The organism is Ramlibacter sp. (assembly GCF_028291745.1).
In the GTDB taxonomy this organism is placed as follows: domain Bacteria; phylum Pseudomonadota; class Gammaproteobacteria; order Burkholderiales; family Burkholderiaceae_C; genus Ramlibacter.
Window position 1 is genome coordinate 1 of the sequence record NZ_JAQGNQ010000078.1, and the last position, 21,339, is coordinate 21,339.

Sequence of the window (21,339 nt, forward strand, 5' to 3'; positions counted from 1 at the left end):
TGGCCGCGCCTGGGCCGCCGGGGCGGCGACCACGGGCGGCTGCACGGGGACGGTCCGCGGCAAGGGCGCGGAGGCCTCGTTCGCCGGCGGCGGCTCGGACAGCAGCACGAAGCGCCGCGTCGTGCTCTGGCCGCAGCCCACGCGCAGGTACAGCGTCACCATCGGCTCGTCGACCGGCTCGCTGGAGCTCACGTGCAGCACGCCTTGGCCGGCGGGGCCCGGCTCCCAGCGCACCGAGGGCGTGCGGGTGACGCGCGACTCGCCGTAGAACAGCTCCGCGCTGGCGCACGGGCCCTCGGCGTCGGGCGCATCGAGCGTCACCGGAATGGAGAGTTCGAGCGGCCGCCCGATCAGCGGGGCTCCGTGGGTCCGGCCCAACGAGAGCGCGGAGGCATCCCACGCCAGCAGCCAGCCGCACGCAGCGATGGCCAGGTTCCGGGCGGTAACTGTGTGCAACATCGAGCCGCCATTCTAGGGACAGCGGGGTGTCCCACCAAAAAGAAAGCTGCGCGGGTGCGGCGCGCACGCCACCGATAATGCCGCGATGGAGACTCGTTACAACACGATTGGCATCGCCGGAGCCGGTGCCATGGGGCGCGGTATCGCGCAGATCGCCGCCCAGGCCGGCAGCATCGTGCGGCTGTACGACACGCAGGCGGAAGCGGTGGCACGCGCGATTCGCGAGCTCGGCGCGCAGTGGGACCGGCTGCAGGAAAAAGGCCGCATGGACGCCAGCGCCGTGCAAGCCGCCAAGCAGCGCCTGCTCCCCGCGGCCAGCCTGCAGGACCTGGCTGACTGCCAACTGGTGGTCGAGGCGGTGATCGAGCGCCTGGACGTGAAGCGCGCCCTGTTCGGCGAGCTCGAAGGCATCGTCGCGCCCGACGCCGTGCTCGCGACCAACACTTCCTCGCTCTCGGTGACCGCGATCGCCGCCGCACTGAAGCGGCCGCAGCGCGTGGCCGGCTACCACTTCTTCAACCCGGTGCCGCTGATGAAGGTGGTGGAGGTGATCGCCGGCCTGAAGACGGACCCCACGGTGTGCGAGGCACTCACGGCCTACGCCCGCCAGCTGGGTCACACGCCGGTGCAGGCGCAGGACACGCCGGGCTTCATCGTCAACCACGCCGGCCGTGGCTACAACACCGAGGCCCTGCGGATCGCCAGCGAAGGCATCGCCGATTTCGCGACCATCGACCGCATCCTGCGCGACCAGGTGGGCTTCCGCCTCGGTCCCTTCGAGCTGATGGACCTCACGGGCCTCGACGTGTCGCACCCCGTGATGGAGTCGGTCTACCACCAGTACTACGACGAGCCGCGTTACCGCCCCAGCGCGATCACGGCGCAGCGCCTGGCCGGCAACGTGCTGGGACGCAAGACCGGCGAAGGCTTCTACCGCTATGTCGAGGGCAAGGCGCAGGTCGCGCCCGAGCCCGCAGTCCCGGCAGTGACCGACCTTCCCCCGGTCTGGGTGTCCACGCGTGCCGCCCGCCGGGCCGAGCTGTTCCAGCTGCTCAAGGAACTGGGCGCCACGGTCGAAACCGGCCAGTCCGCCTCCCCGCAGGCGCTCACGCTCGTGGCGCCTCTCGGCTTCGACATGACAACAGTGGCCGTCGTGGAGCGGCTCGATCCCGCCCGCACCATCGGCATCGACCTCCTGATCGATGACGCCGCAACCAAACGCCGCGTGCTGGCCACCAATCCGGCGACCCGCGCAGACATGCGCGATGCCGCCCACGCGCTGTTCGCGCGCGATGGCAAGCCGGTCAGCGTGATCCGCGATTCGGGGGGCTTCGTCACGCAGCGCGTGGTGGCCACCATCGTCAACATCGCCGCGGACATGTGCCAGCAACGCATCTGCTCGCCCGGGGACCTGGAGACGGCCGTGACCTTGGGCCTGGGCTATCCGCTCGGGCCGCTGGCCATGGGCAACAAGTGGGGCCCGACCAACGTGCTCGAAGTGCTGTTCAACATGCAGACCGTGTACGGCGATCCGCGCTATCGCCCCAGCCCCTGGCTGCGCCGGCGCGGCGCCATCGGCCTGTCGCTTCTGCAGGAAGAGGCTTGAGCATGGCCGCTGAACTGAAAAGCGCCAGCCACGGTCGCACGATGGTGCTGACCATCAGCAACCCGGACCACCGCAACGCGCTGGGACCGGAGATCTATGCCGCGGGCATCGAGGCGCTCAATGCCGCCGACAGCAATCCCGAGGTGCGCAGTGTCGTCATCACCGGCGCCGGCAGCACCTTCTGTGCCGGCGGCAACCTGCAGCGCCTGCTCGCCAACCGGCAGCAGCCCCCCGAGGTGCAGGCGCAATCGATCAACGGCCTGCACGGCTGGATCGAGGAGATCCGCACCTTCCCGAAGCCGGTGATCGCCGCCGTCGAAGGCGCGGCCGCCGGGGCCGGCTTCTCGCTGGCGCTGGCCTGCGACTTCATCGTCGCCGCCGACGACGCCGTGTTCGTGATGGCCTACAGCACCGTGGCGTTGTCGCCCGATGGCGGCGGCAGCTGGAGCCTCGCGCACGCCCTGCCCCGCCAGCTGGCCAACGAGCTGCTGATGGCCGGTGAGCGCATAGGCGCGCCGCGCCTGCAGCAGCTGGGCGTGGTCAATCGCGTCACCGCCGCGGGTGCCGCGCTCGACGAGGCCCTGGCCCTGGCCGAGCGCCTGAACGCGCGCGCGCCCAACGCGCTGGCCAGCATCAAGGAACTGGTGAACGAAGCGGCGGGCGCCGCGCTCACGCAGCACCTGGCCAGCGAGCGCGAGCACTTCGTGCGCAACCTGCACCACGCGAATGGCGGCATCGGCATCGAGGCCTTCCTCGCCAAGAAGCCGCCGCGCTATTCCTGAAGCCGTCCCGCACGCGACAGATGCCGCAGTTCCAGTCGCTCACAAGACAGACCATGGACGACCCTATTCTTACCATCGAGGAACGTGCTGCCATCAACAACGGCCGCTGGTTCTCCTCCCTCTCACCGTCCCTTCGCCACGACATCCTGCGATGCGCCTTCGTCAAACGCTACAAGGACGACGAGCTGATCTGCGCGCGCGGCGATGCCGCCGAAGCGTGGAGCGCCGTCGCGCGCGGTGCCGTGCGCGTGAGCTCCACGTCGATCACCGGCAAGCAGGTCACGCTGACCTACGTCGAACCGGGGGTCTGGTTCGGTGACGTCGCCATGTTCGACGGCGAGCGCCGCACGCACGACGCCTATGCCCACGGCGAGACCACGATGCTGATGGTCACGCGCGCCGACCTGCAGAAGATCCTGTCGCAGCACGTGGAGCTGTACGAGGCGCTGCTGCGCCTGCACGCCCGCCGCATTCGCCAGCTGTTCGGGCTGGTCGAGGATCTCAACACGCTGCCGCTGCGGGCGCGGCTGGCCAAGCAGCTGATCCACCTGGTGCGCAGCTACGGCGTGCCCTCCCTGGCCGACGCCCGCGAGGTGCGCATCGGCCTGCAGCTGGCGCAGGAGGAACTCGCGCAGCTGCTGGGCGCCTCGCGCCAACGCGTCAACCAGGAGTTGAAGCAGATGGAGCGCGAGGAGGTGATCCGCATCGAGCCCGGCGGGCTGGTGGTGCGCAATCGCGAGAACCTGATGCGCATCATCGAGGCGGAATGACATGAGCGACACCAGCTACGAGCACTTCATCGGGACCCGGCCGGTGTCCGGGAAGCACGCTTTCGACACCGGCGCGCTGACCGCCTGGCTCGAACGGAACATCGAGGGCTTCCGCGGTCCGCTTGCGGTGGAGATGTTCAAGGGTGGCCAGTCGAACCCCACGTACCAGCTGCTGACGCCGCAGCGCAGCTACGTGATGCGTTCCAAGCCGGGACCGGTGGCCAGGCTGCTGCCTTCGGCCCATGCGGTGGAACGCGAGTTCGCCGTGATGAGCGGCCTGCACGGCACCGATGTCCCCGTGCCGCGCATGTATGCGCTGTGCGAGGACGAGTCCGTGATCGGCCGCGCCTTCTACATCATGGAGTTCATGGCCGGTCGCGTGCTGTGGGACCAGGCGCTGCCCGGCATGGCTCCGGCGCAGCGCGGCGAGATCTACGACGAACTGAATCGCGTGATCGCTGCCCTGCACACCGTGAAATTCGCCGACCGCGGCCTGGCCACGTATGGCAAGCCCGGCAACTACTTCGACCGCCAGATCGGCCGCTGGAGCAAGCAGTACAAGGCGTCGGCCGATGGCGCCGGTCCCCTGAGCCAGCCGATTGCCGAAATGGAGCAGCTGGTCGAATGGCTGCCCGCGCACATCCCGCCGGCGGCCCGCGACGAGAGCAAGGTCGCTATCGTGCACGGCGACTATCGCCTGGACAACGTGATGTTCCATCCGACCGAGCCGCGCATCATTGCTGTCCTCGATTGGGAGCTCTCGACGCTGGGCCATCCGCTGGCCGACTTCAGCTACCACTGCATGGCCTGGCACATCCCGCATCCGGGCCGTGGGATCGCGGGCCTCGATCACGCGGCACTCGGCATCCCCGGCGAAGACGACTACATGCGCCGCTATTGCGAGCGCACCGGTCTCGCCACCGTCGCCGAACTGAAGGCCGACTGGAATTTCTACCTGGCCTACAACCTGTTCCGCATCGCCGCCATCCTGCAAGGCATCGCCAAGCGGGTGGAAGCGGGCACCGCGGCGAGCGCGCAGGCCGCGGCATCCGCGGCGGGCGCGCGGCCGCTGGCCGAACTGGCCTGGACCTTCGCCCGCAGGGCCTGACCCCTTTCTGATGGAGAGCACGACATGGACTTCGAATACTCGGCCAAGACCAAGGAACTCCAGGCGCGCCTGCAGAAGTTCATGGACGACCACGTCTACCCGAACGAGGCGACCTACAAGAAGCAGCTGCACGCCAACACCGAGGCCGGCAAGCGCTGGACACCGCTGCAGGTGATCGAGGACCTCAAGACGAAGGCGCGCGCCGCCGGCCTGTGGAACCTGTTCCTGCCGGTCGACACGGCCGAAGCCTCGGGCTACAAGGGCGCCGGCCTCACGAACCAGGAGTACGCGCCGCTGGCCGAGATCATGGGCCGCGTGCCGTGGGCGCCCGAGGTCTTCAACTGCTCCGCGCCCGACACCGGCAACATGGAGACGATCGCCCGCTACGGCTCGGACGAGATCCGGGCGCGCTGGCTCAAGCCACTGCTCGATGGCGAGATCCGCTCCGCCTTCGCGATGACGGAACCGGAGGTGGCCTCGTCCGACGCCACCAACATCGCCACGCGCATCGAGCGCCAAGGCGACCAGTATGTGATCAACGGCCATAAATGGTGGATCTCGGGCGCGGCCGATCCGCGCTGCAAGGTCTTCATCACCATGGGCAAGAGCGACCCCGAGGCGCCGCGCCATTCGCAGCAAAGCATGATCGTGGTGCCCGGCGACACGCCCGGCATCCGCATCGTGCGGCCGCTGAACGTCTTCGGCTACGACGATGCGCCGCACGGCCACGTCGAGATGTATTTCGAGAACGTGAAAGTGCCGGCCGGCAACATGCTGCTCGGCGAAGGCCGCGGCTTCGAGATCGCCCAGGGGCGGCTCGGCCCCGGCCGGATCCACCACTGCATGCGCCTGATCGGCCTGGCCGAACGCGCGCTGGAGCTGATGTGCCGCCGCTCGCTCTCACGCACCGCCTTCGGCAAGACCGTGGCGCAGCAGACGGTGACGCAGGAGCGCATCGCCGAGGCCCGCTGCAAGATCGACATGGCGCGGCTGCTGACGCTCAAGGCCGCGTGGATCATGGACGTGGCCGGCAACAAGGTGGCGCGCACGGAGATCGCGATGATCAAGGTGGTCGCCCCGACGATGGCCTGCCAGGTGATCGACTGGGCGATGCAGGCCCACGGCGGCGGCGGCGTGTCCGACGACTTCCCGCTGGCGCAGGCCTATGCCGGCGCCCGCACCCTGCGCTTCGCCGACGGCCCGGACGAAGTGCACCGCAACGCCATTGCCAAGTGGGAGCTGGGCAAGTACGGCAGCTATGGGCAGGACGCGTTGGCGGCGGTGACGCGGGGGGGGTGAATTCGAACTTCCAACATCCGGACGCAGAAAGCGCAGAAGTTCCGCAGAAGTCGCAGAAGGAGACCGCTCACTTTGCTTCTGCGTCTTCTGCGTCCGGATGCTGGAATTTCTTTCGACCTACTTGCGGAAAGCCCCCAACGCCCCATCGCACGCGCTCGTGAAGATCTCCGTCACGTGGTCCAGCGTTGCCATTTGATTCGGCTGGTGCTGCATGCGCAGGTAGCACTTGCCGCGCAGCAGCACGATCATGAAAGGCACCTGCGCCGCTGGCGCCGGCTCGGGCCAGGACATCAGCAGGCCGATCAGGTGGTCGTCCACCCAGGCCAGCGCGTTCTCGCGCTTGTCCGACAGCACGGCGTAGCGGGCCCAGAAAGCCTCGGGCGGACCCTCCCAGCCGATCTCGTCGTACATGGCCAGCCAGCGCATTTCCTCGGGCAGGCGCGGGTCGGCGGTGGTCTGCAGCGTGTCCGTGATCATGCTGTAGGCCCGGCGCTCCAGCGACTCCTTCAGCGGCCGGTTGATGATCATCGCGCCGACGTCCTCGAACACGCCCAGCTCGGCGCGGGCGCGCAGTTCCTCGCCGTTGATGTAGTCGCGCGACGGGCGACCCAGTTCCATCTTCCACGGGCGACCGCCGACGCGGCCCTGCATGGAGACGGTGCTGCCCAGCGTGGCGCTGGAGAAGGTCATGCCGCGCGAGGCCGCCCATTCGGACACGTGGTCGTGCGCGTGGGTCGAAGGCGCGCCGTCGCCGCGCTCCTTCGTGTCCCGCTGAAAGGCCTTCTTGATGCGATCGAACATGCGCCCCGGCTTTGACCTAGAGTTCAGGGTCATTATGGATTGAAACAGGAGGTTACCTCGTGGCGACGATCGACGTTTTTTCCTGGCCCACGCCCAATGGGCACAAGGTCCACATCATGTTGGAGGAGTGCAACCTGCCTTACCAGGCGATCCCGGTGAACATCGGCGCCGGCGAGCAGTTCCGCCCCGAGTTCCTGGCGGTCAGCCCGAACAACAAGATCCCCGCGATCGTCGATCCCGACGGACCGGACGGCCAGCCGATCTCGGTCTTCGAGTCGGGCGCGATCCTCGTCTACCTCGCCGGCAAGACGGGCCGCTTGCTGCCGGCGGGCGACCGCGCGCGCTACGAGGTGCTGCAGTGGCTGATGTTCCAGATGGGAGGCGTCGGCCCCATGCTTGGCCAGGCCCATCACTTTCGCATGTACGCGCCCGAGAAGATCCAGTACGCGATCGACCGCTACTCCAACGAGGCCAAGCGCCTGTACGGCGTGATCGACCGGCGCCTGGCGCAAAGCGAGTGGCTGGGCGGGGCGGAGTATTCGATCGCGGACATCGCCACCTTCCCCTGGCTGCGCAGCTGGCAGAACCAGGGCATCGTGCTCGAGGAGTATCCGAACCTGAAGCGCTGGTTCGACACCATCGCCGAACGGCCGGCCGTGCAGCGCGGGGTGAAAGTTCTCGCCGAACTGCGCAAGCCGCACGACGACAAGGCGCGTGAAGTGCTGTTCGGGGCGACGCAGTACCAGAAGCGGTAGGTGTGGAGTGGTGGGGTTCGCTGCGCGACACCCACCCTACGAAACCCACCGGCAGCCGCATCCCACCAGCACAAGCTACGTCCGCAGCCGCAGCGAACTGAAAATCGCCGACGCCGCAGCCAGCGCCGCCGCCAGCCCCAGGGCAATCGTGCCGCCCTCGGCGACGCCCGCGGCACTGAAGATCAGTCCGAGCATCACCGCCCCGAGGGATTGCCCGGTCAGGCGCGCCGAACCGAGCATGCCGCTGGCAGCGCCGGCCCGCCGCAAGGGCGCGCTGGTCACGATCGTGTGGTTGTTGGGCGACTGGAACAGGCCGAAGCCGACCCCGCAGAGCGCGCACGCCAGCACGATCTCCCAGGTGGGCGGCTGCTGCGGCAACAGCGCCAGCCAGGCGAGCCCGAGCGCGAGCACGCCCAGGCCGATCCCCCCCAGCAGGCCGCCTGGATAACGGTGGATCAGGCGGCCGACCAGGGGCGCGATCAGCACGATCGCGGCCGGCCAGGCAGTCAGCACCAGGCCGGCGCCGAAGTGGCTGCGGCCCTGTCCCTCCAGCAGCAGAAAGGGCAGCGCGATGAACGCCAGCGTCTGCGCCGCGAAGGCGGTGACCGACGTGCACATCGACAGCGCGAACACCGGGATGCGCAGCAGGTCCACCGGGAACAGCGGCACGGCCTGGCGCAATTGCCGCCGCATGTAGAACCAGCCGATCGCGGCGCCCGCCACCAGCATGACCGCCGCGATCGAGCGCATGCGCGCATCGGGCGCGCCGCCGCTGCGCGCGCCCAGCGCATCCGCGGCCAGGAACACGAGCGTGAACATCGCGATGTTCAAGGCCACGTCCAGCGGATGCAGCCGCGGCCCCGAGGCCGGCACCGCATTGGCGGGCAAGGCACGCCGCCCGATCACGAACACAGCCACGCCCAAGGGCAACTGCACGAGGAACAGCCACGGCCACGATGCGACCGACAGCACCAGCGCTGCGGCGCTCGGCCCGGCCACCGAGGCAGCGGCCACCACCACCGAATTGAGCGCGATGCCGCGCCCGAGCACGTTGCTGGGATAGGTCAGTCGGACCAGCGCGGCGTTCACGGCCATCATCCCGGCGGCGCCGAGTCCCTGGAGCGCCCGCGCGCCGGCCAGCAGCAGCAGCGTGGGCGCGACCACACAGGCCAGCGACGCCACCGTGAAGACCACGAGGCCGATCAGGTAGACGCGCCGGTAGCCGAGCCGCTCGCCCAGTTGGGCGCACGGGAGCAACAGCACCAGCGTGGCGAGCTGGTAGGCGTTGACGACCCACACCGCCGAAGCGGGCGTGGCGCCGAAATGCCGGGTGATGTCGGGAAGGGCGAGGTTGACGACCGTGCCGTCCAGGACGGACAGGGCAATCCCCATGAGAATCGCCGCCATGGCCCAGTAACGTTCCGGCACGGGCAGACCGTCGGCGGCCGCCGCGTGTGCGGCCGTCGGTTCAAACTTCTTCTGCACGGGGCGAAGTCTACCTGCCCCGTAAAATCCGCCGCTTTGCTGCTGGCTTCCACGCTGTACCCCCAATGTTCAAGAGCGCCTGTTTTTTCCGCATCGCCGACGAATTCGTCGTGCCCGATCTCCCTGCCCTCGAACGCGTGCTGCAGAAAGCCCGCTTCGTCCCCTGCGGCCCGACGCAGGCCGAGTCCGCCGGCTGGGTGCCACCCCGGGGCAACAAGAGCAAGGTGCTGGCCGAACTGGTCGGCGGCCAGCTGGTGCTGAAGCTGCGCACCGAAAAGCGCGCGGTGCCCGCGTCAGCCGTGAAGTCGGCGGTCGACGAGCGCGTCGAGCGCTACAAGCAGGAGACCGGCAACGAGCGCGTGCCGGCCAAGGTGAAGAAGGAATTCAAGGAGGAAGTGCTGCTCGACCTGCTGCCGCGCGCCTTCAGCAAGCGCTCGGACATGCTGCTGTGGCTCGATGCCGGGCGCCGCATGCTGGTGGTGGACGCCGGCAGCCTGGCGGGCGCCGACCGCATCGTGTCCTCGCTGCTCGCCGCGCTGCTCGATGTGCCGGGGGCCGGCCCCGGCCTCGACCTGCAACTGGTGCACACGCAGAGCTCGCCGGCCGCATCGATGTCGCACTGGCTCAGCACGCGTGAGGCGCCCTGGCGCTTCACGGTCGATCGCGACTGCGAACTGAAATCGGCGGACGAACAGAAGTCGGTCGTGCGCTATGCGCGCCACATGCTCGACATCGACGAGGTGGCCCAGCACATCGCGGCCGGCAAGATGCCCACCCAGCTGGCCATGACCTGGAACGATCGCGTCTCTTTCGTGCTGACCGAGGCTGGCCAGGTCCGCAAGCTGAAGATGCTGGATGTCGTGGTGAAGGAGGCCGGCGACGCCTCCGGCAAGGACGACGAGGGCTTCGACACCAACGTCGCGATCCTCACGGGCGAGCTCTCCGAGCTCATTCCCGACCTGCTCGAAGCCCTGGGCGGCGAAGCCGTGCCGGGCACCGCGCCGGCGGCAGTGCAAAGCGAAGCGGAAGCGCTGGCAGCCTGATAACTAAGTGTTACTGGCGGTGTCGACTGTGAAGCCGTGCGTCGTCTGTATCTTCACTCCGGTGGGGTTTTTCACCGGATGAGCAGGGAAAGCTCCCCCAGCTGGGTGTAGCCACCCAGGCTCCTCTTCCACGGGATAGGGGCAACGCGGCTGCACCTCCGGATATACCCGTACGGATGAGCGCTTCCGGTGACGTACGGCACGCGCCGCCGGCAAGTGCGCTGCGTGGCATGGCTCGTGCAGCCATTGCCTGGGCGGGCCGGCTGCCTGTAACACCCGCGACTCGGCAGCCAGCTTCCCGCAATGACTGGAGCTGCCATGACCCGTGTCCTTGTCTACTCGCATGATCCCCATGGGCTGGGCCACACCCGGCGCATGCTGGACGTCGCGGAGCACCTGGTCGGCCAGATGCCCGGCGTGGCCATCCTGCTCCTGACCGACGCACCGGCGCTCGATACCGCGCCGGTCCCGCAGCAGGTGGATTTCATGCGGCTGCCTTCGGTGCTGCGCCTGCGCGGCGGCGAATCGGGCCGGCCCACGCCAGGCCACGAGGAGGACGCGAGCCTGCGCATGCGCTCCAACCTCATCCTGATGGCGGCGCTCGACTTCGCGCCCGACCTCGTCATCGTCGACCACGAACCCCTCGGTTTCGCCGACGAACTGGCCGCGACCTTCGACATGCTGGCGCGCCGCCCCGAGCCGCCGAAGATGGCCCTGTTGCTGCGCGACCTACCGCACACCCCCGAGCAGGCCATGGCGCAGTGGGAAGCGATGGGCTGGCACGCGAGCGTCGCCCGCCACTTCAACCGCATCCTGGTGATGGGCGAGCGCGAGGTGTTCGACCTGGCCGAGGAGTACGCCTTCCCCCTGGCCAGCAAGCGCCTGCTGGAATACTGCGGCCCGATCGAGCGCTCGCCCGAGCCGGGCGCGCGCCTGGCGGCGCGCGCGCGCTTCGGCTTGTCGCAGCACGAGCGGGTCGTGCTGGTCGCCGCCGGCCTCGGTGACCATGGCACCGGCGTCGTGACGGCCTACCTGCAGGGCCTCCAGCTGGGAACCCACCGCTGGCAGACGCTGCTGGCGCTCGGGCCTGAACTGGAGCCGGACCAGCGCGAGTCGCTGATCCAGCTGGCCGCCCGCGCGCCCCACGTGATCTGCCTCGACATGGGCAACGACGGGGCGAGCGGCCTGCATGCGGCCGATGCCGTGCTGGCGACCGGCGGCTCGGGCACTGCGTGCGAGTTGCTGACCCTCGGCAAACCGGCCGTGATCGTGCCGTGGACCGAGCGGCTGGCGGAGCAGTGGATCCGCGCCGAGCGCGTGCAGCGCTCCGGCCTGCTGCGCGCGCTGCATCCGCGCCTGCTGACCGCCGGCACACTGATGGAATCGCTCGCTGCCGCCCTGGCCGACGCGCGCGCCAGCCGCCGGACGCCGGCCCTGCCGCCGACCGGCCTGGCGCGGCTGCAGCACGCGATCAGCGGCCTGCTGGCCCAGCGGGCGCGCAGCGCGGCCACGCCTTATGGCTCGGTTCGGCGGCGGCCGCCCGTGGCGACCGAATCGGATACCAGTCCGCTCGGCGCCGCGCTTGCGTCGCTGGGCCGCAGCCTCGGCCTGCAGCCCTTCATCCGCTCGCGGGCGGCCGGCCGCCGCGCCGGGGGCGTGGCATGAACGGCCTCGCGCTGCGCCAGCTGGCGCGGCACGTGCTGCCGCAGGCGAGCCGCGACCGGGGAAAGGGTCTCGCGCACGTGAATAGCGGCGCGGCCGAAACGCTGCTCTGGCTGCAGCCCGCGCCGGACATGGCCGAATGCTGGCAGTCCACCCTCGCCGTCGGCGAACTCGCCGGCGAGCGCGCACGGATGCCAGCGGGACGGCTCGTCGATGCCACCATCGCGCTGCTCGTGCTGCGCCGCGCCGGCGCGCTGCAGCAACTGCCTGCCACCTTGCTGGCGCGCCTGCTCGATCGCATCGCCAGGCGGGTCGATCACCTCCTGCGGCATCCGCAAGCCGCCGGCAGCGAGCACAGCTCGCAGCTGTACGCCGCCTACCTCGTGGCGAGCGTGCTCGGGCCGTGCCTGCCACGGCGCGCCCGCTCCCTGGCGAAGGTGCAGGCGAAGCAGGCGTGCGAACTGCTGGTCGACAACCTGGTCGCGGACTTCCGCGCCGACGGCAGCCACTGCGAGCGCTCGCCGGGGCCGCACCTGCGCACCCTGCAAACGGCCCTCTCCTTCGTGGCGCTGGCGCGGGCACTCGACGACGCACTGCCCCCGCTGCTGCATGCCCGACTGCGCGCCGGCCTCGACTTTTCGCTCTGGAGCACGCTGCCCGATGGCGGACCCCCAGGCGCCGATGACCATGCCTCGCCGCACCAGGCCCTGCTCGCGCTCGGCGCCGCGTTGTACTGGCTGCCAGCGCTGGAGTTCGCCGCCAGCCGGGGTGGCCGCGGCGAGCCGCCCGATGCGCTGGCCCGGCACTTCGCCGACGCGGGGCGGGTGGTGGCGCGCAGCAGTTGGCACGACGCACAGGCGCAGCACCTGTTGCATGACAGCGGCGCGACGCAGTCCGCATCCAGGTCGCAGGGCGAAGCACCCGGGTTCTGCTACACGATCGCCGGCCGCCGCGTGCTGATCGATCCGGGATTGCAGCTGCCATCGCCCGGCGCCGTCCCCGGCGTGCCGGGGCACGAGCCGCAGCCGCTGGTGCGCCTGGGCGCGCGCAGCATCCTCGTGCGCGCGAGTGCCGCGAGCATGCAAGGGCCGGTGCACACGCGCTGCCTGGCTTACGTGCTGCGCCGCTATGTGCTCGTGGTCGACCGCTTTCACGCGCCGGACGCCGGGGCGCACCCAGCCTGCTTCACGCTGCAGTTCGCGGCCGACTGGCACGACCGCATCGCCCTCGAACACGGCGCCCGCGGCAGCGTCGTACGCGGCATGGCCTCGCGGCCGGGCGGCGATTGGCAGGTCTTGCTGAACGCGCCCGAAGCCACCATCGAGCTCGCCGAGGGCAGCAGCGAAGCGGGGCCGTGCCTGCGCGCGCGGCAAGACTTCCAGGGCGAGACCTTCCTTGCCGCCGCCATCGGACCGCAGGGGAGCGCGTTCGCGATCCATGCACTCGAGGCGCGGCACGGCGCCGGCCGCAGCGTGCTGTGCGTCACTGGCGAGAGCGAAGGGGAAGCCTTTGCCGACCGCCTGGTGGTGCACTGGCACGAGCCCGGCCTGGTGATGCGGGCGGACTATCTTGCGCGCGCCAGCATCGCGCTGGAACGGCGCAGCGCGGGCACGCTGCAGCACCTGTTGCTGGCAGAGGCCGGCGACTGGTTCTCCTGCCTGCATCCGGTGCACGCGCCGGGCGCGCCCGACGCCGCGGGAGACCTGGAATGGTAGCCGCTGCCCAAGCCCCGCGTTGCCTCTTCCAGCTGCGCAAGCGCCGGGGCCTGGGCCACCTGGTGCGCGGGCTGAACATCGCCAAGGCGCTGCTGGCGCTGCGGCCCGAGGCGCACGTCCTCTTCCACCTGGCCACCCCGCCACCGCCCGGCTTCTGGCCCGAGAACATTCCCTATGAAGTCGACCAGGGCACGCCTCGCTGCTCCGAAGCCGAACTGGCCGCGTGCTGGTCGCCGCAGGTGCAGGTGTTCGACACCGAGCTGCCCGATGGCGACGAGCTGCGGGCGCTGCAGGCGGCGGCACCGGCTTGCGCGCTGGCCTTCCTGATGCGGCGCTGCCTGCCCACGCAGCAGCAGGCGCTCTATGGCGATCCCTCCCTGGCCGCCATGGACCTCGTCCTGGTGCCGCACACGGCGGCGGAATTCGGCCATGCGCTGCCCGAGTGGCTGGCATCGCGCTCCCACTTCGTCGGCCCCGTCGTGCGCCGGCCGGACCCGTTGTCGCAGCGTGCGCTGGAGCAGCGCCTGGGCTTGCGCTTCGGCGACCTCGTGCTGACTTCCACCGTGGGCAGCGGCAGCGTCGACACGCCCGCCCGCCGCCTGTTCGACACCGTGGCGGACGCGCACGCCGCCTTGAGCGCACTGCCGCAGTGGCGGGCGTGGCGTCACATCGTGGTGCTCGGGCCGTGCTTCGAGGGCCAGGTGCAGGCCCTCGCCGGCATGACGCTGCTGGCGGGCGAGCCCGACCTGGTCGACCTGCTCGCGCGCTCCGACCTGGTGGTGGCCGACGGCGGCTACACCACCGTCAGCGAGCTGACGCTGGTGCGCACGCCGGCGGTGTTGCTGCCCTCCCCGCGCTGCATCGACGACCCGCTGGAGCGCGCACGCCGGCTGGCCGACCTGGGCTGCTGCGTGATGCTCCAGCCGGACGACGGCGCCGGCCTGGCGCGCGTGCTGGCCTCGCTGGCGGGCGACGCGCACCTGCGCGAGCGCATGCGCGAACGCTATCCGCCAGCGCAGGTGGGCAACAAGGCGGCCGCGCGCTTGCTGCTGGCCCTGTGCGAGGCGCGCCCCGGCTGCGTGGCGGGAGCGCCGCCGGCATGAATCGCCTGCTGCACGCGCTGCTGCCCGTCAAGCGCCGCTTCGCCACCCCGGTGGCGCCCTCGGCACCGCCGGTGGCTGACGCCGCGGATCCCGGCAGCCCGATGGCACGCGCGGATCGCGCCATGCAAGCCTGGCTGGCCGAGGGCGGCGCCGGCTGGCGCATTGCCAGTTGCCGCGTGCTGCAAGCGGCCGCCCCCCTGGAGCGTCCCGCGTTCGAGGTGTTCGAATTCGTGCTGGCCGGCAAGAGCGGACAGCCGCGCGTGCCCCCGCGGCGCGTCCTGGCCCGCTGCCTGCCGCCGGAGAGCGCCGCCGCGGCCGCGCGCAAGCACGTTGCCGTGCACGCCGCCGCCCTGGCGCGCGACGGCCTGCTGGCGATCCCGCAGCCGCTGCACGTCGATCGTGCGGAAGCCGTCCTGCTGCAGGAGCCGCCGGGGGGCCGCTGCCTCGCGGACCACGACGACGACGACCTGCACTCCTTGACCGGCGCACTCGAGCGTTGCGGCGCCGCCTTGCGCGAGCTGCATGAATTGCCGGCGACGCTGCTCGCCTCCTCCGACGATGGCAGCAACGCACCGGTGAGCATCGCCGCCCATGTCGCGGCGCTGATGCGGCCGGCTCCGTTCGCGCTGGCCGCCCAGTGCGCGCCGCTGCGCCGCCGCGTGGTGCAGGTGATGCACGACCTGATGGGAGCCGAGGCCGACTGCGGGCTGGTGCTGCCGGTTCCGCTGAACCGCGCCCTGCATCCGCGCCAGTTGTTCGTCGCCTTCGACCGCGTGCAGTTCGGCGACTGGGAGGCCAGCGGCAGCGGCGATGCCGCACTGGATCTCGCCAAGCTGCTGATGGACGTGGAGCGGCGCTGGCCCGCGCACGCGGAGCCACTGCAGGCGGTGTTGCTGCGTGGCTGGCTGGCGGGCGGCCGCCATCCGGCGCTGGCACCGGCGGAACGCGAACAGGCGCTGGCCACGCGCCTGCACCTGTACCGCGCCTTCCACGCGCTGCGCCGCGCGTGCAAGGCCTATCGCATCGAATGCGCGGTGCTGCCCGGCTCCGGCGTGCACGAAGAGCCGGCCGTGCCGCTGGGCGCGATGAGCCTGCGCCGCATCGGCGAATGCCTGGATGCGGCCGAACTGCACCTGGCTGCCTGCCGCCGCAACCTGGCCGTCGAGGGCCTGCCGGCCCTGCCGTGATGGACCGGCACTGGAACCACGAGCGCTGGCTGCGGCAGCCGGCGCTGACGCCGCACTTCGAGACGATGCGCCCGTGGTTCGACCTGGAACGGGTCGCGCGCGTGCTGGCGCCCATGTGCCCGGCGGGGGATCCGCTGCAGCGAATCGCCCTCGCCGATGTCCGCTATCGGCCGCCGCACCGCCTGCGGCTGCTGTACACGCTGCACACGGCCTCGGGCGCGCAGCGGCATGCCACCGTGGACGTGCGTGCCGAAGGGGCCGAGCCTGCGCCGCCGGCGAGCGCCCATCGCGTCGGCCTGGACAGCAGCACCGCCGCGCTGGCCTGGCTGCTGCCCGACGACCCGACCGACTTGCCGCTGGCCACGCTGATGGCGCCCGGCTTCACCGAACGCCAGCTGGGCGTGGGCGTGCTCGCGGGCAGCGATACCCTGCTCTCCTACCGTCCGGGCAAGCGGCTCGCGCAGCGCTGGATGCTGGCGGGTGAGGCTGCGGCAGCGGTCGTCCTGAAGCACGATGCGGGCACGGCCGCCGCGCATGCGCGCCTGGTGGCGCTGTGGTCGCAGTCGGGCCGTGGCTTCGCCCTGCCCCGGCCGCTCGCGTGCCACCCCGGCCAGGCGGTGCGCTGGGAAGACTTCGTCGCGGGAGATCGCCTCGGGGACGCCGCGCAGAAGGTGGGCTGGAGTCCGCTCGTTCAACCCACCATGGCGGCGCTGGCCGCCCTGCATGGCAGCGGCTGCGGGTCGGCGCAGGGCCAGGCAAGCGCCGCACCGCTGCACACGCGTGCCATGCTGCTCGATCGCCTGGGCGGCAAGGTATTGCGCCGCGTGCAGGCGGCGCTGCCGTCGCGCGCGGACTCGCTGGCAACCCGCATCGAGGCCCTGGCGCGCTGGCAGGCGCCGGCCCTGCCCGCGCAGGCAACGCTGCACGGCAACCTGCGCAGCTCCAAGCTGCTGCTCTCGCCGGCGGGCGAGATCGTGATCCTGGACCTCGGTGGCATCGTGCGCGGAGAAGCGGCGCTGGACCTGGCACGGCTTGGCAGCGAACTCGTGCTGCACTCGCTGCTCGGACCGATGGAGCCGAGCACCGCGTGGGCCATCGCCACCGGCCTGCCTGCTGCCTACCGCGAGGCGCTGCGGCAGCGGGACGACGCGCACGCCGAAGCAATCCTGGCGCTGCCGGCGCAAGCCCTGGAAGAGGCGTACGCCTGGTACGTCAGCGCGCTACTCCTCTCCTTGCAGCTCGAGACCTGCGTGCGCCATGCCGCCCCCGCGATGGACGGCCTGTGCGGAGAGCTCGTGCGACTGACCGGCGGCATGATTGCGGCCGGCTCGGCCCGCTAGGGTCGGCGATTCGGATCCCATGCGCAGCGGGCAGGCGGGTTCACCCGTGCCTCGCAGCCAGCGCGCGACAATGCACGCCGATGCCCGACCAAGACCTCATCCTGTCGTGGATCCACACGGTCGTGGAGGCGACGGCCAATGTCGCGTTCGCGCTCTCCGGGCTGCTGGCAGGGATCCGCAAGGGGCTCGACCTCGTCGGCCTGTGTGTCGTCATGGGACTGGCGGCGTTCGGCGGCGGCACCTTGCGCGACGTGCTGCTGGACCGGCGGCCGTTCTTCTGGGTCGACCATCCGACCTGGCTGTGGGTCCTCATTGCGCTCGGCGTCGCCGCCATTTTCTTCCTGCGCGCCCGCGATTTCGAGTTCACCGAGCGCGCCATCCAGTGGCCGGATGCGCTGGGGCTCGGACTGTTCGCAGCCAGTGGAACGCAGCTTGCGCTCGCCCTGCAGCTCCCCGCCATCGTCTCGGTGCTGATGGGCGTGGTCAGCGCCACCTTCGGCGGCATTCTGCGCGACGTGGTGTGCAACGAGATCCCGACTGCGCTGCGCGACCGCCGTCCCTATGCCGTGTGCGCATTCGCGGGCGGTTGGGTCTACGTGCTGGCCGTGCACTTCGCCTGCCCGGCGGGCACGGCCTTCCTGCTGGCGGCCGCCGTGGCAGCCGGCACGCGCGCCTGGGCCTTGTTGAGCCGCTACGAGCTGCCGGCAGTCCGCAGCGCCGCCTCCGGCGACTGAGAACACGCCGCGTGCCTTTGATGGCCGTACGCGATAAGCGCATGCGGCCCGGACCCGTGGTCCTGGCCCGGCGCTGGGCCAAGATATGCCTTGTCGTGGCGGTGCAGGTGTCCTGCCCACCAGCGAACTTTTCAAGGACCACCATGGACTACAGACGACTCGGCCGCTCCGGCCTGAAGGTATCGCCGCTCTGCCTGGGCGCAATGATGTTCGGCGACCAGGCCGACGAGACGGTGGCGCGCAGCATCGTCGCGAGCGCGCGCGAGGCCGGCGTGAACTTCATCGACACGGCGGATGCGTATGCCGCCGGCAAGTCGGAACGCATCGTCGGCGCCGCGGTGAAGGCGGAGCGCGATCGGTGGGTGATCGCGACCAAGGTCGGCTACCTGTCCGATCCCCTGGCCCCGGCCGGCCCCGACCTCTCGCGCAAGAGCGTGATGCGCGCCGTCGACCAGAGCCTGCAGCGCCTGGGCACCGACTACATCGACATCTACTATCTCCACCGCGACGACGCGACCACCGACCTGAAGGAAACGGTGCACGCGCTGGCCGACCTCGTGCGCCAAGGCCGCATCCGCTACTTCGGCGTGTCGAACTTCGCGGCCTGGCGCGTGGCCGAAGTCGTGCGGCTGTGCGACGAGGCCGGCATCGACCGGCCGGTCGCCTGCCAGCCGCAATACAACGCCATGAACCGGATGCCCGAGGCGGAGCTCTTTCCCGCCTGCCATCATTTCGGCATCGGCGTCGTTCCCTACAGCCCGCTGGCACGCGGCGTGTTGACCGGCAAGTACGCCAGCGCCGACCAGTTGCCCGAAGGCAGCCGCGCGGCGCGCAAGGACAGGCGCATCCTGCAGACGGAACTGCGCCAGGAATCGGTGGCCCTGGCCCAGGAAATCAAGTCGCACGCCGAGGCGCATGGCAGCACCGCCGCGCACTTCGCCCTGAAATGGGTGTTGAACAGCGCCGTAGTCACGTCCGTGATCGGGGGGCCGCGCACGCTCGATCAGTGGCAGGACTACCTGGCCGCGCTGCAGGAGCCGGCTTTCACCGCGGCCGACGAGGCCCTGGTCGACCGGCTCGTCGCCGCGGGACATCCGTCGACGCCGGGCTACACCGATCCGAACTACCCGGTGAAGGGACGCATGCCGCGCACGCGCGACTGAGCACGGGACGCGAGGCCGTCGGCGGATGGGCTACACTGGTTAGCAGGCTAGCTAATTAATCCAGATGCCCGCGCCTCCCACTCCGCCCCGCGCCGTCCTGCTCACCAAGTTCGGGGTCGGCCTGGCCAAGCTGCACCGCGCCTACCAGGCGGCGGCGGACCGCGCCATCGCGCACGTCGGGCTCTCGCATGCACTCGCCTGGCCGCTGATGTCGATCGGCCGGCTCGGAGGCGGCGTGCGCCCCGGGGTCGTGGCCGAATCGCTGGGCATCGAGTCGGCATCGATCGTGCGGTCGATCGAACAACTGGTGGAAGCCGGCCTCGCCGAACGCCGGCCGGACCCGGGCGACGGCCGGGCGAAGACGCTGCACCTCACCGATGCCGGCCAGGCGGCCTGGGAGCAGATCGAGGACGCGCTCGACGCGCTGCGCGCCGAGCTGTTCACGGGCGTCGCCGACGCCGACCTGGCCGCCAGCCTGCGCGTCTTCGAGTCCCTGGGGCGCACCCTCGGCTGCGGCCTGCCGGAGACGCCGGCGAAGCCGAAGCGGCGCAAGTCGCGGCTCGTTCACGCATGAAGCTGGCGCTCCCGCAGCTCGCGCGTGTCACGCGCGGCGAGCTGGTCTTTTCCCTCAAATGCTTCGCCGCCTCGATGCTCGCGATGTACCTCGCGCTGCGCTTCGGCCTGCCGCGTCCCTTCTGGGCGATGATGACCACGTACGTGGTCGCCAGCCCGCTGGCCGGAGCGGTGCGCTCGAAGGCGGTGTATCGCTTCGGCGGCACGCTGCTTGGCAGCATGGCCGCCGTGCTGATGGTGGGCACGCTGTCCGGTGCGCGCGAGCTGCTGATGCTGGCGCTGTCGCTCTGGATGGCGGCCTGCCTGTACGTGGCGCTGCAGGATCGCACGCCCCGCTCCTATGTGTTCATGCTGGCCGGCTACACGGCGGCACTGATCGGATTTCCCTCGGTCGAAACGCCGCTGCAGATCTTCGACACCGCCATCGCGCGCGTCGAAGAGATCGGCCTGGGCATCCTGTGCGGCTCGCTGGTGCACAGCCTGGTGTTCCCCACCTCGCTCGCGCCCACCTTGCTGGGTCTGCTGGATCGCACGCTGCGCGACACGGCGCAGTGGCTGCATGACGTGCTGCAGCCCGCCGCGGCCGAGACCGACCGGGATCGCGCCGCGGTCGACGCCGACCGGCGCCGCGTGGCCGCCGACATCACGCAACTGCGCATGCTCTCCACCCACGTGCCCTACGACACCAGCCACCTGCGCTGGACCGCCGGCGCACTGAGCGCGATGCAGGACGCGACCGCGGCGCTGACGCCCGCGCTCTCGGCGGTCGAGGACCGGCTGCGCGCGCTGCGGGAATTGGAGGAGGAGTTGGGGGAAGACGTCGCTCGCCTGGTCGCGCGGGTCGCTGCCTGGGCGCGCCTGCAGCTTGCGCAAGTGGCGGCGCCCGAGTGCGAACCCGCAGGGGACTTGGACGACCTGCTCACCGCCATCCGGACGCTCGGCGCCGACGATGGGACTCACGCCGACTGGCAGCGCGCGCTGCGCATCAGCCTCTCGCAGCGCCTGCAGGAACTGGTCCTGGGCTGGCGTCGGTGCGCGGAGCTGCGGGCGGCCATCGACCGCGGCCTTGCGGGCGCTCCGCTGGCCGCCGGCACCCGCGCCCTCGGCAATCACGTGCTGCACCGCGACCCCGGCCTGGCCGTGCTGTCCGCCCTCTCGATGGTGCTTGCGGTGCTGGTCTGCTGCGCCTTCTGGATCGCCACCGGCTGGCCCAGCGGATCGGCCATGCCGATGATGGCGGCGGTCTTCTGCATCCTGTTCTCCCCGCTGGATGATCCCGTGCCGGCCATCAACAGCTTCCTCAAGGGCACGCTGTGGTCGGTGCCGCTGTCGGCGCTGTACGTGCTGGTCGCGCTGCCGAAGATGCAGGACTACGGCATGGTGGTGCTGCTGTGCGCGCCGGCCTTCATGGTCCTGGGTTGCTACATCCCGCGCACCACGCCGGGCAACCTGGCGATGCCCATCGTCTTCGGGGTGGCCGGGGCGCTGGCCATGCACGACACGGCCAACGCGGACCTCGTGAGTTTCGCCAACTCGATCCTCGCGCAGGTGCTGGGCACGATCGCGGCCGCGCAAGTCACGGGGCTGGTGCGCTCGGTCAGCGCCGACTGGTCCGCGCGCCGCATCCAGCACGCCACCTGGCGCGAGCTGGGCGAGCTCGCCGCCGGTCCGAGCCGGCATGCGGCCGGCGACGCCTACGCGGTGCGCATGCTTGATCGCATCGGCCTGCTGGCGCCGCGCATCGCGCAGGCCGC

Annotated in this window: 18 protein-coding genes and 1 pseudogene; 16 read left to right on the forward strand and 3 right to left on the reverse strand. The window is 70.7% G+C overall.

All coding sequences use genetic code 11. The annotated features are described in order from the left end of the window. Window positions 1–459 (reverse strand): annotated as a pseudogene (locus tag JWP60_RS14215) (hypothetical protein); the annotation flags it as partial. A gap of 85 nt (window positions 460–544) precedes the next feature. Between JWP60_RS14215 and JWP60_RS14220 the strand changes: the two are divergent. From JWP60_RS14220 to JWP60_RS14240, 5 genes are read left to right on the forward strand one after another with little or no spacing between them, the layout of a single operon-like run. Continuing rightward, window positions 545–2,065 (forward strand): 3-hydroxyacyl-CoA dehydrogenase, encoded by a 1,521-nt coding sequence (locus tag JWP60_RS14220; RefSeq protein WP_299792401.1) that lies wholly within the window; start codon window positions 545–547, stop codon window positions 2,063–2,065. Window positions 2,066–2,067: 2 nt separating this feature from the next. Further along, window positions 2,068–2,847 carry an oxepin-CoA hydrolase, alternative type gene (locus JWP60_RS14225; protein WP_299792449.1) on the forward strand — a complete coding sequence of 260 codons (780 nt, stop codon included), beginning with the start codon at window positions 2,068–2,070 and terminating at the stop codon, window positions 2,845–2,847. Between the two features lie 53 nt (window positions 2,848–2,900). Continuing rightward, the gene (locus tag JWP60_RS14230; protein WP_299792404.1) at window positions 2,901–3,617 is read left to right on the forward strand and encodes a Crp/Fnr family transcriptional regulator; all 717 of its coding nucleotides are present in this window, start codon (window positions 2,901–2,903) and stop codon (window positions 3,615–3,617) included. 1 nt (window position 3,618) lies between these two features. Next, a complete protein-coding gene (locus tag JWP60_RS14235) occupies window positions 3,619–4,725 on the forward strand; it encodes a phosphotransferase (protein WP_299792407.1) in 1,107 nt (368 codons plus the stop codon). Between the two features lie 24 nt (window positions 4,726–4,749). Further along, window positions 4,750–6,024, forward strand: a complete 1,275-nt coding sequence (locus tag JWP60_RS14240; RefSeq protein WP_299792410.1) for an acyl-CoA dehydrogenase family protein — start codon at window positions 4,750–4,752, stop codon at window positions 6,022–6,024. Between the two features lie 117 nt (window positions 6,025–6,141). Here JWP60_RS14240 and JWP60_RS14245 read toward each other — a convergent pair whose 3' ends face one another. Continuing rightward, entirely contained in the window at window positions 6,142–6,825 is a 684-nt protein-coding gene (locus JWP60_RS14245) for a hypothetical protein (protein ID WP_299792413.1), read from the reverse strand. Between the two features lie 59 nt (window positions 6,826–6,884). Between JWP60_RS14245 and JWP60_RS14250 the strand changes: the two genes are divergently transcribed. Beyond that, window positions 6,885–7,580, forward strand: a complete 696-nt coding sequence (locus JWP60_RS14250) for a glutathione binding-like protein (RefSeq protein WP_299792416.1) — start codon at window positions 6,885–6,887, stop codon at window positions 7,578–7,580. Window positions 7,581–7,655: 75 nt separating this feature from the next. Here the strand turns inward: JWP60_RS14250 and JWP60_RS14255 are convergent, their stop codons facing one another. Beyond that, a complete protein-coding gene (locus tag JWP60_RS14255; protein WP_299792452.1) occupies window positions 7,656–8,987 on the reverse strand; it encodes an MFS transporter in 1,332 nt (443 codons plus the stop codon). Window positions 8,988–9,130: 143 nt separating this feature from the next. Here JWP60_RS14255 and JWP60_RS14260 point away from each other — a divergent pair, with 143 nt between their 5' ends. The 10 genes from JWP60_RS14260 to JWP60_RS14305 form a co-directional block, all read left to right on the forward strand. Beyond that, window positions 9,131–10,108, forward strand: coding sequence for a recombination-associated protein RdgC (locus JWP60_RS14260; protein ID WP_299792419.1), 978 nt, complete (start codon window positions 9,131–9,133; stop codon window positions 10,106–10,108). 318 nt (window positions 10,109–10,426) lie between these two features. Continuing rightward, a complete protein-coding gene (locus JWP60_RS14265) occupies window positions 10,427–11,773 on the forward strand; it encodes a glycosyltransferase (protein WP_299792422.1) in 1,347 nt (448 codons plus the stop codon). Then, the gene (locus JWP60_RS14270; protein ID WP_299792425.1) at window positions 11,770–13,485 is read left to right on the forward strand and encodes a hypothetical protein; all 1,716 of its coding nucleotides are present in this window, start codon (window positions 11,770–11,772) and stop codon (window positions 13,483–13,485) included. Before JWP60_RS14265 ends, JWP60_RS14270 begins: the two co-directional genes overlap by 4 nt. Continuing rightward, the gene (locus tag JWP60_RS14275) at window positions 13,479–14,588 is read left to right on the forward strand and encodes a glycosyltransferase (protein ID WP_299792428.1); all 1,110 of its coding nucleotides are present in this window, start codon (window positions 13,479–13,481) and stop codon (window positions 14,586–14,588) included. The genes JWP60_RS14270 and JWP60_RS14275 overlap by 7 nt, the downstream gene beginning before the upstream one ends. After that, entirely contained in the window at window positions 14,585–15,775 is a 1,191-nt protein-coding gene (locus JWP60_RS14280; RefSeq protein WP_299792431.1) for a hypothetical protein, read from the forward strand. Before JWP60_RS14275 ends, JWP60_RS14280 begins: the two co-directional genes overlap by 4 nt. Then, window positions 15,775–17,115 carry a hypothetical protein gene (locus tag JWP60_RS14285; protein ID WP_299792434.1) on the forward strand — a complete coding sequence of 447 codons (1,341 nt, stop codon included), beginning with the start codon at window positions 15,775–15,777 and terminating at the stop codon, window positions 17,113–17,115. The genes JWP60_RS14280 and JWP60_RS14285 overlap by 1 nt, the downstream gene beginning before the upstream one ends. 80 nt (window positions 17,116–17,195) lie before the next feature. Beyond that, on the forward strand, window positions 17,196–17,849 hold the full coding sequence (locus tag JWP60_RS14290) for a trimeric intracellular cation channel family protein (protein ID WP_299792437.1): 654 nt from the start codon (window positions 17,196–17,198) through the stop codon (window positions 17,847–17,849). Window positions 17,850–17,992: 143 nt separating this feature from the next. Continuing rightward, on the forward strand, window positions 17,993–19,012 hold the full coding sequence (locus tag JWP60_RS14295) for an aldo/keto reductase (protein WP_299792440.1): 1,020 nt from the start codon (window positions 17,993–17,995) through the stop codon (window positions 19,010–19,012). 64 nt (window positions 19,013–19,076) lie between these two features. Further along, the gene (locus tag JWP60_RS14300; RefSeq protein ID WP_299792443.1) at window positions 19,077–19,586 is read left to right on the forward strand and encodes a MarR family winged helix-turn-helix transcriptional regulator; all 510 of its coding nucleotides are present in this window, start codon (window positions 19,077–19,079) and stop codon (window positions 19,584–19,586) included. Next, window positions 19,583–21,339 (forward strand): FUSC family protein (locus JWP60_RS14305; RefSeq protein ID WP_299792446.1); only part of this gene is annotated, 1,757 nt, incomplete at its 3' end. The genes JWP60_RS14300 and JWP60_RS14305, both read left to right, overlap by 4 nt.